Source organism: Clostridia bacterium (genome assembly GCA_024653205.1).
Taxonomy (GTDB): Bacteria; Bacillota; DSM-521; order Neomoorellales; family SLTJ01; genus JANLFO01.
In genome coordinates this window covers 1-14,906 of record JANLFO010000035.1, presented here as the reverse complement: position 1 = coordinate 14,906, position 14,906 = coordinate 1, and the positions used below count along the sequence as shown (strand labels likewise).

General features: G+C 63.2%; 13 protein-coding genes and 1 pseudogene. 12 read left to right on the top strand and 2 right to left on the bottom strand.

Translation table 11 applies throughout. The features are described from left to right. The 12 genes and pseudogenes from NUV99_11670 to eam form a co-directional block, all read left to right on the top strand. A partial coding sequence (locus NUV99_11670; protein ID MCR4420747.1) for a transposase occupies positions 1-314 on the top strand: 314 nt, incomplete at its 5' end. Between the two features lie 317 nt (positions 315-631). Beyond that, a pseudogene (locus NUV99_11665) lies at positions 632-2,022 on the top strand (ISLre2 family transposase). A gap of 681 nt (positions 2,023-2,703) precedes the next feature. Further along, on the top strand, positions 2,704-3,039 hold the full coding sequence (rpsF, locus tag NUV99_11660) for a 30S ribosomal protein S6 (protein MCR4420746.1): 336 nt from the start codon (positions 2,704-2,706) through the stop codon (positions 3,037-3,039). A gap of 13 nt (positions 3,040-3,052) precedes the next feature. Then, positions 3,053-3,466 carry a single-stranded DNA-binding protein gene (gene ssb / locus NUV99_11655; protein ID MCR4420745.1) on the top strand — a complete coding sequence of 138 codons (414 nt, stop codon included), beginning with the start codon at positions 3,053-3,055 and terminating at the stop codon, positions 3,464-3,466. Positions 3,467-3,551: 85 nt separating this feature from the next. Next, on the top strand, positions 3,552-3,782 hold the full coding sequence (rpsR, locus tag NUV99_11650) for a 30S ribosomal protein S18 (GenBank protein ID MCR4420744.1): 231 nt from the start codon (positions 3,552-3,554) through the stop codon (positions 3,780-3,782). Positions 3,783-3,799: 17 nt separating this feature from the next. Further along, positions 3,800-4,744: a YybS family protein gene (locus NUV99_11645; protein MCR4420743.1), complete on the top strand. Its 945-nt coding sequence runs from the start codon at positions 3,800-3,802 to the stop codon at positions 4,742-4,744. Between the two features lie 5 nt (positions 4,745-4,749). Further along, positions 4,750-5,199, top strand: coding sequence for a 50S ribosomal protein L9 (rplI, locus tag NUV99_11640; protein MCR4420742.1), 450 nt, complete (start codon positions 4,750-4,752; stop codon positions 5,197-5,199). Between the two features lie 2 nt (positions 5,200-5,201). Beyond that, positions 5,202-7,088 carry a Lon family ATP-dependent protease gene (gene lonC / locus NUV99_11635; protein MCR4420741.1) on the top strand — a complete coding sequence of 629 codons (1,887 nt, stop codon included), beginning with the start codon at positions 5,202-5,204 and terminating at the stop codon, positions 7,086-7,088. A 6-nt stretch (positions 7,089-7,094) separates the two neighbouring features. Beyond that, positions 7,095-8,426: a replicative DNA helicase gene (gene dnaB, locus NUV99_11630; protein ID MCR4420740.1), complete on the top strand. Its 1,332-nt coding sequence runs from the start codon at positions 7,095-7,097 to the stop codon at positions 8,424-8,426. A gap of 125 nt (positions 8,427-8,551) precedes the next feature. Then, complete coding sequence (locus NUV99_11625) at positions 8,552-9,973, top strand: NAD(P)/FAD-dependent oxidoreductase (protein MCR4420739.1); 1,422 nt, start codon at positions 8,552-8,554, stop codon at positions 9,971-9,973. Further along, positions 9,961-11,241, top strand: a complete 1,281-nt coding sequence (locus tag NUV99_11620; protein MCR4420738.1) for an adenylosuccinate synthase — start codon at positions 9,961-9,963, stop codon at positions 11,239-11,241. Before NUV99_11625 ends, NUV99_11620 begins: the two co-directional genes overlap by 13 nt. 157 nt (positions 11,242-11,398) lie before the next feature. Beyond that, positions 11,399-12,679 (top strand): glutamate 2,3-aminomutase, encoded by a 1,281-nt coding sequence (gene eam, locus NUV99_11615; protein ID MCR4420737.1) that lies wholly within the window; start codon positions 11,399-11,401, stop codon positions 12,677-12,679. Between the two features lie 127 nt (positions 12,680-12,806). Here eam and NUV99_11610 read toward each other — a convergent pair whose 3' ends face one another. Together NUV99_11610 and NUV99_11605 are read right to left on the bottom strand one after the other, a co-directional pair. Next, positions 12,807-13,727 (bottom strand): DUF1848 domain-containing protein, encoded by a 921-nt coding sequence (locus tag NUV99_11610; GenBank protein MCR4420736.1) that lies wholly within the window; start codon positions 13,725-13,727, stop codon positions 12,807-12,809. A gap of 4 nt (positions 13,728-13,731) precedes the next feature. Continuing rightward, on the bottom strand, positions 13,732-14,502 hold the full coding sequence (locus tag NUV99_11605) for a tRNA 2-thiocytidine biosynthesis TtcA family protein (protein ID MCR4420735.1): 771 nt from the start codon (positions 14,500-14,502) through the stop codon (positions 13,732-13,734). Positions 14,503-14,906: the final 404 nt, after the last annotated feature.

Here is a 14,906-nt window from a genome sequence, read left to right as displayed (position 1 = left end):
TAACCTGTATGGGCATGGACCGTTGCCGGGTGAAAGGCGCGGTAAGGATCCCGCTCAAAGAAGACCCTCGGATCTTCACTCCCCTGGCCCGGTCTAGCTACGCCTGGAAGAGCATCTACAAGAAGCACACCGTGGTAGAACGGGTAAACAGCCGGCTGGACCGGGTATTTGGCTTTGAGGAGCACTACATCCGGGGGCTAAAGAAGATGACCCTAAGGTGCACCCTGGCCCTGTTGGTAATGCTGGTCATGGCCTTAGGAAGAGTGAGAGAGAAGAAGGTACAAAACCTGCGCCGCCTGGTCAGCGCCGCCTAACCGAGACGGGGCCCCAAAACGAATTCGGTACGGCAAGGGGGCTGGTATATCCCTTTTGGCCCACTCAGGTTACACCTGATGGATAATGTTCCTATAGTTGACAACAGGGCAAGCCTGCGGTTGGCTAGAGTCCGCTAAACCGGCTCCAATAACTGCCATCCTCACGGCAACAGCGGGGTCAACGCAAATAGCTCAGGGTGTTAGAGTAAAGTATTTCCGGGAATCTTGGGTACAAGAAGAAGGGAAAGAGACCCAACCCTGGGAATTGAGAAAGGGAAGGAACCAAACCAAAACCCGAGGGGAGGGTCTCTGTCAAAGTGAAGGCCAAGTGGAGCGAATTAAGTTTTGAAGACCTGGAGCTACTGGTATTTCGTCTGGCCATAGCCATAATTCGCGAGGCACTGGCCAGAATCCTTGAGGACCTGGACAAATATTTTGCGTTAGTAAGGGACCGCAATCGTTATAAGGCCAAAGAGATCGAAGAGAGGGTAGTGGACAGCCTGGTTGGGCCCATAAGGTTTAAGCGGCGCTACTACCTGGACCTGGCCACGGGGGAAGGGGTGTATTTGCTGGACGAGAGGCTAAAGCTTTCGCCGTATCAGCGGGTAAGCCCGGGGCTAGCGAAGGTAGCGGTGAGTTTAGCGGCGCAGGGGCCGTCCTACCGGGCGGCCCGGGCCGGCTCGAGGAGATCATGGGGGAAAGGCTGATCAGCCACGAAGGCATAAGGCAGATGGTGCTAAAGACCGGGGAGGTAATCGCCAAGGAGCAGCCGGAGGAAAGGCGGTCTAAGAAAACCGGGATAGTGTTCATCGAAGCGGACGGGCTGTGGACGGGAAGGCAGGGCAAGAAGGGGAGGCGGAAGAGGCACAGGAAAAGGGAGAGCCGGCTGGCAGTAGTGCATGAAGGCTGGCGGCCGCGCTATCCCCAAAGCCAGGAATACGAGACCATACCTTTGTTCAAGCACCTGCAAGATCAGGGCACGCCGCAGGAGTTTTGGGAGGACGTATACGAAAAACTGGACCGCTACTACGAGCTAGAAACCACCCTGGTAGTGATAAACGGAGACGGCGCGGAATGGATAAGAAAAGGGGTAGAGTACTTCCCCCTGGCGATCTACCAGTACGACCGGTTTCACATAGCCCGGGAAGTGCAAAGGGCCCTAAGCTGGGAGGAAAGCCTAAAGAAAAAGGCGCTTATTGCCCTTCGGGACAACGAGCTGGACCGACTGATAAGGATAATGGACCAAGCGGGGCAAAGGGCAAACGAAGACGCCCGGCCCAAGGTACAGGCGCTAAAGAGGCTGGTAGAACAAGACCGCGAGTACATCCTGGACTACCGGATCAGACTGGCACAACTGGGGTACAGTTGCGAAGGCCTAAGAGGGCTGGGAAGCGGCGAATCCAACGTGGGCAAATTCAAGGCCCGCACCCGGGGCCGGGCCTGGTCAGCGACGGGGCTAGGGTGTCTAGCCAACGTACTGTTTGCCCTAATAAACGGCAAACTCCACCTTTACACCCAACAGCTCACCAGCCGGTTGAGGAAAAACGAAGAAAAGGTCGTATCCTCGGCGGCGCAACTACTAAAAAAGGCCGTACACCGGGTGGAGCCGGCCATAAGAAGGGGACATTTTCCCTGTCTAGACCGGGGAACAGACGGTTATGCCGAGCTATTCCGCCAGATCCTGCGGGAGGGATTTAGCCTCTACTAAGCGGTGGTCAAACCGCCTCAAGAACCGTCACCGTCACTACCGCCTTAGTACGGCCCTGGTGGGCGGGCAAGCGAACTGATCTTTGACCGCCACAATATCTTCTCGGCTCCGGCAACGCTACTGCTAGACCGTGGCTGAACCAAGCCCTCTGGCGCCGAAAGAAGCAGGTGACCATCTTTACCTGCTACAGAGCCGTCTTGAGATTGACCGCGTTTGACTGGTAGAGATTGCCGTAATGTGCGGGTGAGTGCCCCGTCCAAGCAAGGTTTGGAACAACTGGACGGTATAGGCCGGATCAGCCGGCAAACTTATCGGCACAAGTGCTGCACTCATACCCTGGAGGCACAATTCGGTTACCATGTCACTCACACCAAAAAGGAGGACCTTCAGACCTAGATTCCACTAGCACACTAGACCTGTCATCACCTACTTGGATTGGCACAGTTTGAAAACCTGGTCAACCTTACTCAATTTCCAGTGGATGTCCCGGAACGTTCTTTCCAAATTTGGAAGGAAAATATATCACCCGGAACCTGTTGACTCAGACCTCAGGGTCGGTCGTATTGTTAGCGTGGGCGGGCTGTGCTATAATAGGGCGAGCCCCCACGGGGTGATTTCCCTGCTCCTTCCCGGCCAGGCCGAACGGAAGGGGCCGCTAGTCCACAGGGAGGAGGTGTAGACGTGCGGGCCTATGAGGTCATGTACGTGCTTCGCCCGGATCTGGAGGAGGAAGAGATAGCGGCGCAGATCGAGCGCTTCAACCGCCTTATCCAGGAGGAGGGCGGAGAAGTAGAGCAGGTTAGCCGTTGGGGTAAGCGCCGGCTGGCGTACGAGGTTAACAGGTTTCGCGAGGGCTACTACGTGTTGCTGCACTTCCGGAGCCGGCCGGCGGCGGCGCGAGAGCTGGAAAGGGTATTCAAGATCAGCGACCAGGTGATCCGGTACCTGATCGTGCGGCGGCCGGAGAAGGCTGCGGCCAAGCCCCAGCAACCGGAGAAGGCAGAACAGGCAGGATAGGGTGGTGGTGGCTTTGCTCAACCGGGTGATACTCGTCGGCCGCCTTACCCGTGACCCGGAAATGCGTTACACTCCGGAGGGGGTAGCGGTCACCAGTTTTGACCTGGCGGTGGACCGTCCCTACGTCAACCGAGAAGGAGAGAGGGGGACGGACTTCATCCGCATCGTTACCTGGAGGAAACTGGCGGAGGTGTGTGCCAACAACCTCGTTAAAGGGCGCCTGGTGGCGGTAGACGGTCACCTGCGTACCCGGAGCTTCGAGGGCCGGGACGGCGTCAGGAGGCGCGCCACCGAGGTGGTGGCGGACACCGTGCGCTTTCTGGACCGGCCGCGGGCTGCCGAACCCGCAGGAGAGCTGGGGCCGGAGCTGGAGGGGTTGGAGGGCCTGGAGGATCTGCCTCTGGGAGAAGAGGATCTGCCCATCTAGGCGAAGCCTTCCGGGAATACGGTTAGATCAATCCGGCCGGAGAGTAACCCTCTGGAGGGTGCCAGAAAGGAGATCGGAACTGTTTATGGCCAAGAGGGATAAACGCCGTTCGCGTAAGCGTATTTGCAGTTTTTGCGTGGACCGGATTGCCGTAGTAGACTATAAGGACGTGAACCGGCTGCGCAAGTATACCACCGAGAGAGGTAAGATCCTTCCCAGGAGGATAACCGGCAACTGCGCCCGGCACCAGAGGCAGCTAACCCTGGCCATCAAGCGGGCCCGCAATATTGCGCTCTTGCCTTACACCGTGGAGTAAGGGTTGGGGGTTGAAGCGTGCGCGGGATATGGGCGGCGGCAGCCTCGGCAGGGGTAATGCTGGCTGCGGTGCTCGCTCCTCCCGGCCTGGCCGGGTTGCGTATAGGTTGGGCCCTCCCGCTTACCGTAGTGGTGGCCCTGTGGGGCTGGCCGGCGGGAGTGGCTGCGGCCGGAGCCTGGCTGGGACTGCTCGGGTCCGTCCAAGGATTGGAGCAGGCATTCCTGGGGCTCCTGGGCCCGGCAATGGCCGGGCTGGCCTACGGGAGCGGGCTGCGGGCGCAAAAGGGAGCGGGGGTTACCCTGTTGATCGGGGGGACCGCCCTGGCCGCAGGCCTGTTGCCCTGTCTGCCCAGCTTGGCCCTGGCCTGGGCGCAATGGAAGGCCGCCTTGGCCCGTGGGGTCGAGTCGGCCTTGGAGCTCTATCGGGAAACCGGTTTGCTGGAGGCCATGGTCGCCCAGGGGCTAAGCGCGGTCCAGCTTCAGCAGTCTCTGGAGAGCCTGGCTTCGTGGGTAGGTGTCCTGTATCCCGCCCTGCTGGCGTGGGAGACGACGGCCGGAGCCGTGGTGGTGTACTTTGCCGGTCGGTGGGCGGTCAAGCGGTGGCGCACCGTGCCTTCGCTGCCCCCCTTCTCGCATTGGCAGCTTCCCTGGCCGGCGGTGTGGGGGCTGATCTTCGGGCTGGCGGCGTACCTGGCCGGTGACCGTGCCGGTAGTGCTGCGGCGGTCACCGTGGGGGTAAACGTAATGGCCGCCTACGTGCCGGTTTTGGCCCTGTTCGGCCTGGCGGTGCTGATCCACCTTTACCGACATATGCTGCTCCCGCCGGCAATAAAGGCGCTGGTAATTCTTCCCCTGGTACTGTACTTACCCTTAGGGGTCGCGGTGCTGGTGGCGCTGGGACTGTTCGATCCCTGGCTCAACTTTCGCCGGCTGGCGCCGGAAGGCCCGAAGGGGGGAGGGTGAGACGGGTGAAGGTAATCCTTATTCAGGACGTGCCCAAGCTCGGTCGTCGCGGAGCAGTAGTGGAGGTTGCGGACGGCTACGGGCGCAACTACCTTTTGCCCCGGGGCCTGGCGGTACCGGCCGAGGAAGGCCTGGTCCAGGAGGCGGCGGAGAAAGAAAGGGTGCGCCTGGCCAAGGAACGGCGCCAGGCCGAGAAGGCCCGGCAGACCGCCGCCAAACTCGAGGGCCGGGAGGTCGTCATCGCGGTGAGGAGCGGCGAGGGGGGCAAGTTATTCGGGGCGGTAACCAACAAAGAGATAGCCGAGGCCCTGGCCAGGGAATTTCAGGTCGGGATCGACAAGCGTAAGATAGAGTTGTCTTCTCCCATCAAGGCAGTAGGTTCGTATCCGGTGGTCATCCGCCTGCACCCCCAGATTTCAGCCACGATTAACGTCCGGGTGGCGGGGAGGGATTAGGCATGAGCACGGTAGCCCATCAGGTCCGAGGAGGTCAGCTGAGCCGCCGGGTAGCGGCTCTTTACAACATACTGGCCGAGTTGTACGGGCCGGATCAGCTGGTGCTGCGGGCCAGCAAGCTGGAGGCCTTGGAACTCCTGCGCTCCTCCCGCCTGGCCGAGAGGGTTCTGGCCCTGCAGAGGCTGGTCTACGACGATCCCACCCTGGACCAGGTGCCGCCTACCCGGGAGATTCCCAGGATACTGGCTGATGTGGAGGACGTGCTGGCGGACCTGGTGGCCAGGCGCTCCGTGGAGGAGCAGCTGGAGCGCAAGGTCAACGAGCGCATTCAGCGCCGGCAGGAGGAGTACCTGCAGGAGCTAAGGGCGCAGGTGCTCAAGGAGGCCGCGGGGCCGGAGAGCGCGCAGACCCTGAAGAAGCTGGCCTTTCTGGAAAAGAAGGAGCAGGTCCGCCTGGCCCGGTCGGCCTTTGAGGTCATGCGCCCGAGGAGCCTGAAGGAAATCGTAGGGCAGGAACGGGCGGTGCGGGCGCTGCTGACCAAGTTGGCCTCGCCTTTTCCCCAACACGTTATCCTTTACGGCCCCCCCGGGGTAGGGAAGACTACCGCCGCGCGGCTGGTGCTGGAAGAGGCCAAACGCCTGGGCAACACCCCCTTCGGCCCGGAAGCGCCCTTTGTGGAGGTTAACGGGACCACCCTGCGCTGGGACCCGCGGGAGGTGACCAACCCCCTCCTGGGATCGGTGCATGACCCCATCTACCAGGGAGCCCGCCGCGATCTGGCCGAGGTGGGCGTTCCCGAGCCCAAGCTGGGGCTGGTCAGTGACGCTCACGGCGGGGTCTTGTTCATCGACGAGATCGGGGACATGGATCTTCTCCTGGTATCCAAGCTGCTGAAGGTGCTGGAGGACAAGAGGGTCTACTTCGAGTCCTCGTACTACGATCCCCACGATGCCAACGTGCCGCGCTATATTAAGAAGCTCTTTGAGGAGGGCGCACCGGCAGACTTTATACTGATCGGTGCCACTACTGCCGATCCTGAGGACCTGCACCCCGCCCTGCGCTCCCGGTGCGCGGAAGTATTCTTCGATCCCCTAAGCCCTCAGGACATCCAGACCATCGTGCGGCAGGCTGCCGGGCGCCTGGGAGTGCGGCTGGCGCCGCAGGTGCCGGAGATAATCAGCGAATATACCATCGAGGCCCGCAAGGCCATCGGCATCCTGGCCGACGCTTACGGGTTGGCCCTGTACCTGAGGGGCCGGGGAAAGCGCCGGGTTACCATTACCCCGGACGAGGTCTATGAAGTAATACAGAACGCCCGGCTGGTTCCTTACGTGACCTGCCGGGCCAGCCGCGACACCGAGATCGGCCGGGTCTTCGGCCTGGGGGTCATCTCCTACGTGGGCTGTATCCTGGAGATCGAGGCGGTGGTTTTCCCCGCTCGAGAGCTGGGGCACGGCCAGATTCGCTTCAACGAGACCGCCGGTACCATGGCCAAAGACTCGGTTTTCAACGCCGCCGCGGTAATCAGGCGCCTCACCGGAAAGGACCTGGGAGCCTACGACGTGCACGTCAACGTAGTAGGGGGCGGGAACATCGACGGTCCCTCGGCCGGAGCGGCGATCTGCCTGGCGCTGCTGAGCGCCATTGAGGAGCGTCCGGCGTATCAGGACGTGGCCATTACCGGAGAGATCTCCATCCAGGGCAAGATCAAGCCGGTCGGCGGGCTGGTGGAAAAGATCTACGGAGCCAGACAGGCCGGCATGCGGTTGGTACTGGTACCCAAGGATAATCAGACCGAGCTTCCTTCTGGTTTGGGCGGTATTGAGGTGGTGCCCATAAGCACCATCGAGGAGGCCATGCCTTACGTCTTTGCTGCCCCAGGAAGGTGAGAGGCGTTGGCGGACCTGAATCGGCCCCTGCCCCACAGCCTGGAAGCCGAGCAGGCGGTCCTGGGCGCCATGCTGGTGGACCGGGAGGCCATCTACCTGGCGGTAGAGAGCCTGCGGCCGGAAGACTTCTATCACGAAGCCCACCGGCTGCTCTTTCAGGCCATCATAGGCATGGGCGACCGGGGCGAGGCGGTTGACCTGGTCACGGTGGTGGAGGAGCTGCGCCGCCTGGGCTGGCTGGAGAAGGTCGGCGGCATGGCCTACGTGGCTTCTCTGGGGCAATCGGTGCCCTCGGCCAGCAACACTCCCTACTACGCGCGCATAGTGCGGGAGAAGGCCCTTCTGCGGGGCCTCATCCAGGTGGGCCAGAAGATAATCCAGCGGTGCTACGAGGAAGGCGAAGACCCTCAGGAACTCCTGGACGAGGCCGAGAGGATGGTTTTCGCCCTCGGGCAGAGGGAGATCCGGGAGGGACTTACCAGCGTTAAGGAATTGATAGCCGCCGCCCTGGAGCGGCTGGAACGCCTGAGCCAGAACCAGGGTGAGGTCACCGGGCTTCCCACCTTCAAGGATCTGGACCGGCTTCTGGCCGGCCTGCAGCCCAGCGATCTCATCATCTGCGCCGCCCGGCCGGGCATGGGCAAGAGTTCCTTCTGCCTGAATATCGCCCAGAGTATAGCCCTGCGCTATCACCTGCCGGTGGCCATCTTCAGCCTGGAGATGTCCAAAGCCCAGGTGGCGGAAAGGCTCATCGCCAGCACCGCCATGATCGACCAGCACCGGCTGCGCACCGGCTACCTCACGGATGAGGACTGGGAAAGATTGTCCCAGGCGCTGGGCACCCTGGCGGAGGCACCCATATACATTGACGATTCCCCGGCTGCTACGGTGCTGGAAGTGCGGGCCAAGACCCGGCGTCTGCAGGCGGAGCGCGGGCTGGGGCTGGTGGTGGTGGACTACCTCCAACTCATGCGCGGCCACGGCCGCTTCGACAACCGGCAGCAGGAGATAGCCCAGATTTCCCGCGGACTGAAAGGCCTGGCCCGGGAAATCAACGTTCCCGTCCTGGTCCTCTCCCAGCTTAACCGGGGCGTGGAGCAGCGCCAGGACAAGCGGCCCATAATGGCCGATCTTCTGGAGAGCGGCGCCATCGAGGCCGATGCCGACGTGGTCCTGTTCCTCTACCGCCCCGAGTACTATGACCCTCATACCGACCGCCGGGGCATTGCCGAGGTGATCGTGGCCAAGCACCGCAACGGGCCGGTAGGCACGGTGGAACTGGCCTTCCTGCCCGAGTATACCAAGTTCGTGGATCTGGCCCGGGAGGAAGACCTGTAGCTCCGGCTTCCGGTTTGCCACTTTTGCCGGCACATCGGAGGCGGCCAGGTCCCGGCTTCCTTGACAGCGGGTACGGGCTTTGCTAAACTGAAGCTGCTTCGAGCGCCCGGAAGAGGGGGAACAGGTTGGGCCGATACGAGGTTATAATCGTCGGCAGTGGCCCGGCGGGCATTTTTACCGCCCTGGAACTTACCCGGGCCACCAGGCCCTTGCGCGTGCTGATAATGGAAAAGGGCCCCGACCTGGAGCAGCGGTCTTGCCCGTCCCAGGAAGACGGCGTGCCCTGCCGTCGCTGCCATCCCTGCGCTACGGTGAGCGGCTGGGGTGGGGCGGGCGCCTTCAGCGACGGGAAGCTCACCCTTTCCCCCGAGGTAGGAGGGATGCTGGACGAATTCGTCGACCGCGGGTTCCTTCAGGACCTGATCGACTACGTGGATCGCGTGTACCTCTATTTCGGCGCCCCGCCTGAGGTCTACGGCGGTGACGGGGCGGGAGCACTGGACGAGATCCAGCGCCGGGCACTGGCTGCCGACCTCAAACTCGTTCCCGCTCCCATCCGGCACCTGGGTACCGGTCGTACCCGGGAGGTACTGCGCCGCATGCAGCGGGCGTTGCTGGACAAGGGGGTTGCCATCCGCACCCGTACCCCCGCGGAAGCGATCCTGGTCTCGGAGGACCGGGTGGAGGGGGTGGTCACCGCCGGGGGCGAGGTCCTCCGGGCCGATTATGTGGTGGTAGCTCCGGGTCGGGAGGGCTCGGCCTGGCTCACCGAAGAAGCCAGGAGGCTGGGGCTGGGGACGGCTGTAAATCCGGTGGATATCGGCGTGCGGGTAGAAGTCCCGGCAACGGTGATGGAGCACCTCACCCGGGCCACCTACGAGGCCAAGCTGGTGTTTTACTCCCCAACCTTTGACGATAAGGTGCGCACCTTCTGCATGAACCCTTACGGCGAGGTGGTCAAGGAGAACAACGAGGGAGTGGTCACGGTAAACGGTCACTCCTACTCCGACCGCCGCACCGCGAACACCAATTTCGCGCTCCTGGTAAGCAAGACCTTTACCGAACCCTTTCGCGACCCCATCGCCTACGGCAAATACGTGGCCAGTCTCGCCAATCTGCTGGGCGGCGGGGTGCTGGTACAGCGGCTCGGAGACCTGATGGCCGGCCGGCGCTCCACCTGGGAGCGGCTGGAGAAAGGACTGGTAGCTCCTACCCTGCGGGATGCCACCCCCGGCGACCTTTCACTGGTTTTTCCCTATCGCCACCTTACCTCGCTGATGGAAATGCTTCGGGCCCTGGACAAGATAGCTCCCGGGGTGGCCTCCCGGCACACCCTGCTTTACGGGGTGGAGGTAAAGTTCTACTCCTCCCGCCTCCGCCTGAAACCCTCTCTGGAAACCGAGATTGAAAACCTGTTTGCCGCGGGCGACGGAGCAGGAATCACCCGGGGCCTGGCGCAGGCGTCGGTGAGCGGCGTGCTGGCCGCCCGGAGCATAATGGATAAAATGGGCATAAGGGAGAAGAGGATGCCGGTATGGGAGCAGTAGTGATCATCGGCACGCAGTGGGGCGACGAGGGCAAAGGCAAGGTCACGGACTACCTGGCCGCCAGGGCGGACATGGTGGTACGCTACCAGGGCGGCAGCAATGCCGGTCACACGGTGGTAGTAGAGGGCAGGGAGTTCAAGTTGCACCTGATTCCCTCGGGGATCCTGTATCCCGGCAAGGTATGCGTTATCGGCAACGGGGTAGTGGTAGACCCCAGGGGCCTGGTAGAAGAGCTGGACGGTCTGGAGGCCCGAGGGGTGGATACGTCCGGCCTGCGCCTCAGCCTGGGAGCCCACCTGGTCATGCCCTACCACCGCCTGCTGGATCACCTGGAGGAGGAGCGGCGGGGTGGAGGCCGAATCGGCACCACCGGCAGGGGGATAGGCCCGGCCTACCTGGACAAGACCGCCAGGCGCGGACTGCGCGTGGCCGACCTGTTCCATCCGGAGCGGTTTCGGAATCGCCTCCTGGCCAACGTCGAACTGGTGAACCAGACCCTGGCCGCCTGGGGCCGGCCCACGCTGGACGGTGCAGGATTGGTGGATGAATATTTCAGGCTGGCCGAACGGCTGCGGCCCTACGCGGCCGATACTTCGCTGCTCGTCAACCAAGCGCTGGACGCCGGGCAGAAGGTGCTGTTCGAGGGCGCCCAGGGTACCCTCCTGGACCTCGACCACGGGACCTATCCGTACGTCACCTCTTCCTACCCGGTAGCCGCCGGCGCCTGCCTGGGAAGCGGAGTCGGTCCCACCCGCATCCAGCGGGTAATCGGGGTAGTCAAAGCCTACTGCACTCGGGTAGGCGAGGGGCCCTTCCCGACTGAAATCGGGGGAAAGGAAGGAGAGTTGCTGCGGGAGCGGGGCGGAGAGTACGGCACCACTACCGGCAGGCCCAGGCGATGCGGTTGGTTGGACGCCGTGGCCCTGCGCTACGCGGCAAGGGTGAACGGATTGAGCGGCCTCGCGGTGACCAAGCTGGACGTGCTCGACCCGTTGCCGATGCTGAAGATCGCCGTGGCCTATCGCTGCGGCGGCGAACTCCTGGAGGACTTCCCCGCCGACAGCGGTCTTTTAGCCGACTGTGAGCCGGTCTACGAGGAGCTGCCCGGCTGGCAGGTCGGGATCGGAGAGGCGCGGAGCATGGAGGAGTTGCCCCCGGCAGCAAGAAACTATTTGGCCCGCCTGAGCGAACTGGCGGGGGTGCCGGTTTTCCTGATTGCCGTGGGCCCGCAGCGGCATCAGACCATCTGTCTGGAAGAGATCTTCTGAGCGTTTGGCGGATTCTTGATGGGAACAAATTCCTACTCCCAACTCTGGTCACAGAGCTGAATTTGTGGTATCATGGAAAGCGCAGGCGGCATTTTCTTTTTCTCCGGCCGCCAACCCCAATCTCAAATGAAAGATGGCGCCTGAGGGGGGTGGGAACATGTTGTCGGGGACCGAAAGCGAGTGGGCCGTCACCTGGGTGAAAACGGAAGAAGGGGCCGAACAGGTCAAGCGCGGGGCCGCCCAAAGTCGGGCGGCAGAACTGCGGCAACGAATAGCAGAGTACCTGTCGCGGGCGCCGCAGATCCCCACCGGCTTTTCCTGCCGGGAGGAGATCGCCGCCAATCGGGAGCGGATACTGCGAATCCTCGGAGGTACTGCGGCCGACTGGCAGGATTGGCGCTGGCACCTGCGCCACCGCATCGGCGACGTCGATACCCTGCGGGTGATTCTGGACCTGAAGCCCGAGCAGGTTCGCCAGATCCGCCGGGTAGGGAGCCGGTTCCGCTGGGCCGTTTCTCCCTACTACGCCAGCCTGATGCGGGTGGGAGATGCCGGGTGCCCCATCCGCCGGCAAGCCGTGCCCGATCTCAGGGAAATGGCGGAGGGGGGAGAGGACGACCCGATGGCCGAAGAATGGACCTCTCCCGTTCCCGGCGTTACCCGGCGGTATCCCGACCGGCTGATCATCAACGTGACCAACCGCTGCGCCACCTACTGCCGGCACTGCCAGCGCCGGCGCAATATCGGGGAGGTGGACCGCCACCGTTCCCGCGCCGACCTCATGCGGGCGCTGGAGTACATTCGTGCCAATCCGGAAATAAGGGACGTGCTGCTCACCGGCGGAGACGCGCTGTTGCTCGCCGATGCCGAACTGGAGTGGCTGCTTCGGGAGCTGGACGGCATTCCCCACGTGGAAATCAAGCGGCTGGGCACGCGGGTTCCGGTGACCCTGCCCCAGCGTGTCACTCCGGCGCTGTGTGCCATCCTGGAGCGGCATCCCCCCATATACCTTAACACCCAGTTTAACCACCCCAAGGAGATCACCCCCGAGGCCAAGGAGGCCTGCGACCGGCTGGTCCGGGCGGGGGTGGTGCTGGGCAACCAGGCCGTCCTGCTTCGGGGCGTGAACGACGACCCGCACGTCATGAAGAAGCTTCACCAGGAATTGCTCCGGATCAGGGTGCGGCCCTATTACCTGTTCCATGCCAAACCGGTTACCGGCACCCGCCACTTCGTCACCCGGGTGCAGGAAGGGCTGGCCATAATGGAGGCCTTGCGCGGCTCCACGTCAGGGCTGGCCATACCCACGTATGTGCTTAACGTGCCCGGTGGATACGGCAAGGTGCCGCTCCTGCCCAACTACCTGCTGGAGTGCGACGAGCAGGAAGTAGTGGTGCGAACCTGGGAAGGAAGGCTGGTGCGCTGCCCCAACGGGTAGGCCGGAAGCCCCGGGCCGGGGCTGCGCGCGCCGGGCGCGGGAAACGGGACGGTGCCCGAGGCACCCGGGAGGACCTTCCGCCCGGACGATCCGCCCCTGCGTTGGGCGCGCTAGAGACGGGCGAGGTCTACCGGGGGAAGGGGGAGGCCGAACTACCCGGTTCCACCAGGGCGGGCGCTGTGGGCTCGTGCTGCCGGTAGGCGGAGAGCACCCGCTGCGGCGACGTGTTGGCGTAACAGTACTCGCACAGGTGGGGGCAGGTCTCGTACATGCCTATGTCTACACTCTCGTGACAGCCGCACCCGGGTCGGGTGGGCTTGGGCGGGTAAAGCGCGGGGTCGAGCCCGAAGAGCGGAGCCAGCAGTTCGGGATCAATGCAGCGCGCCTTCTTAAGCCCGGCCTCCGGCGGGAAGTCCTCGCTGCAGACTCTAACCTCGATGTTATGCCCTGCCGCCATCTCGGTCAGTTTACGAAGCAGTTCCAGCTTCGTTTCCGGCAGGGGCTCGGCCAGGAGTTCGAGCCCTGCGGTCCGGCTCAGTCTTTCCAGGCGGCGCCGTACCTTGGGGTAGAAGTCGAGGAAACTCACGTAACACCGGAAGGTGTAGCCCCCGAGCTGCCGGCAGAGGTGGTCGAAGGTCCGCAGGTGGTAGGCGGGGTCGGTTAGAGGGCTGAGGAGGATGGGATCGTAGCGCCATACCAGGTGGTGGGGGGAGAACCTGCGGGCCAGCGTTCGGAAGGCGGCCACCGCCTCCTTCACCGGGGGCGTGTGGGGTTCCAGGAGGCGGGGCAGTCCGGTAATGGTAAAGAGGAAGAAGCAGTTGAATCCCCGTTCCCGGATTTCTTCGGCATGGGTGAGAAAAGGGCCGAAGTTTTTGGACCAGAGTACGATCCCGGCCACGTCCTCCGGCCGTAGCGAAACGGTCATGGGACGCCGGTTAAAGGGGTTGTAGGTGAGCGCCCAGCCCGCGCGCAGGCGGTTGAGCAGCCAGGTACCGTAGAAGGCGGGGATATCGGTTCGGCGGCTGGCGGAGATGATCCGGGGCTTCAAGTCTTCAGCCCTCCTCCTCCTCTTCTGGGTTCCCGCCGTGGGCGCCAAGCCACCCCGATCCCTCCAAGGCGGTCAAGAAGCGCTCCCGCAGGTGGGGATACTGCCCGGCCAGCACCCTCACCGTTTCCCGAACCCGGTGGCGCTCCGACTTGCCGGCCGCGGGGCAGGGGTTGGGCAGCATGGGCAGCCTCTCGGCCCGGGCCAAGCCTTCCACCGTGCTCCCGGGCAGGTAGATCAGGGGACGGATGACTTCTAACCCCTGGCGGGATAGGAAGGTCACGGGCTCGAAGGTGGAAAACCGGCCGGTATACAGCCAGTTAAGCAGGAAAGTCTCCAGAAGGTCGTCCAGGTGGTGGCCTAGGGCTACCTTGTTGCAGCCCAGGCGTTTGGCGGCATCGTTGAGGGCTCCGCGCCGCAGGTGAGAGCACAGCGCGCAGGGATTGGACTCCCGGCGGTAGTGAAAGACTATGGGCCCGATGTCGGTGTGCTGCACCTGAAAGGGTATATCCCGCCGGCGGCAGAACTCCGCCAGGGGTTCAGGATCCACGGACCACCCGAGGTCCAGGAACACCGCCCGGAACTCGAAGGATAGGGAAGAATAGTCTCTCAGCAGCCACAGGATGTACAGCAGGGCGGAGCTATCCTTGCCGCCGGAAGCGCCGACGGCAATTCGGTCCCCGGGCGAGATCATGCGGTAGCGGGCCACGGCCCGTTTAACCTTGGTGAGAAACCACTTGCGGTAGCTGTGTTTGATGCGGTGTCGTATGGGATCCATCTTGACCCCCCGAGGAGTTGTTGCCCGGCGGCCGATTCCTGCCTGCCTCCGGGGCCATGATAATCCCCGGCTTCGAGGCCGTCAAGGGCCTTCACGCCTTGACCGAGGGCGGCGGATCCGCAGTTCGCCCGCCCGGCAGTCCCGGTTCCCCCTCGTACCAGGCCTCGCCGAGCGAACTCAGCTGACCGAATTCAGGCTAGCGCTTCGCGCTCCGGCGGGCTTCCTGGCCGGAACCCTTTCATGGCCTGGCGCGGTTGCGGCCATCCTTGGTGCCCGCCTTCACAGTCGCTTGCGCCGTATCCTTAAACGGATCAGCAGAAATGTATCCCTTCTCTAGCTATTCCTTCCTCGGGGACCATGGGTGAGGCACAATCCTACAGTAGCTTGACGCGGTCCGTCCGCGG

Coding starts and splice junctions, on each gene's coding strand:
- rpsR (MCR4420744.1), top strand. CDS start 3,552: ATGGCCAAGAGGGATAAACGCCGTTCGCGTAAGCGTATTTGCAGTTTT.
- lonC (MCR4420741.1), top strand. CDS start 5,202: ATGAGCACGGTAGCCCATCAGGTCCGAGGAGGTCAGCTGAGCCGCCGG.
- eam (MCR4420737.1), top strand. CDS start 11,399: ATGTTGTCGGGGACCGAAAGCGAGTGGGCCGTCACCTGGGTGAAAACG.
- NUV99_11620 (MCR4420738.1), top strand. CDS start 9,961: ATGGGAGCAGTAGTGATCATCGGCACGCAGTGGGGCGACGAGGGCAAA.
- NUV99_11605 (MCR4420735.1), bottom strand. CDS start 14,502: ATGGATCCCATACGACACCGCATCAAACACAGCTACCGCAAGTGGTTT.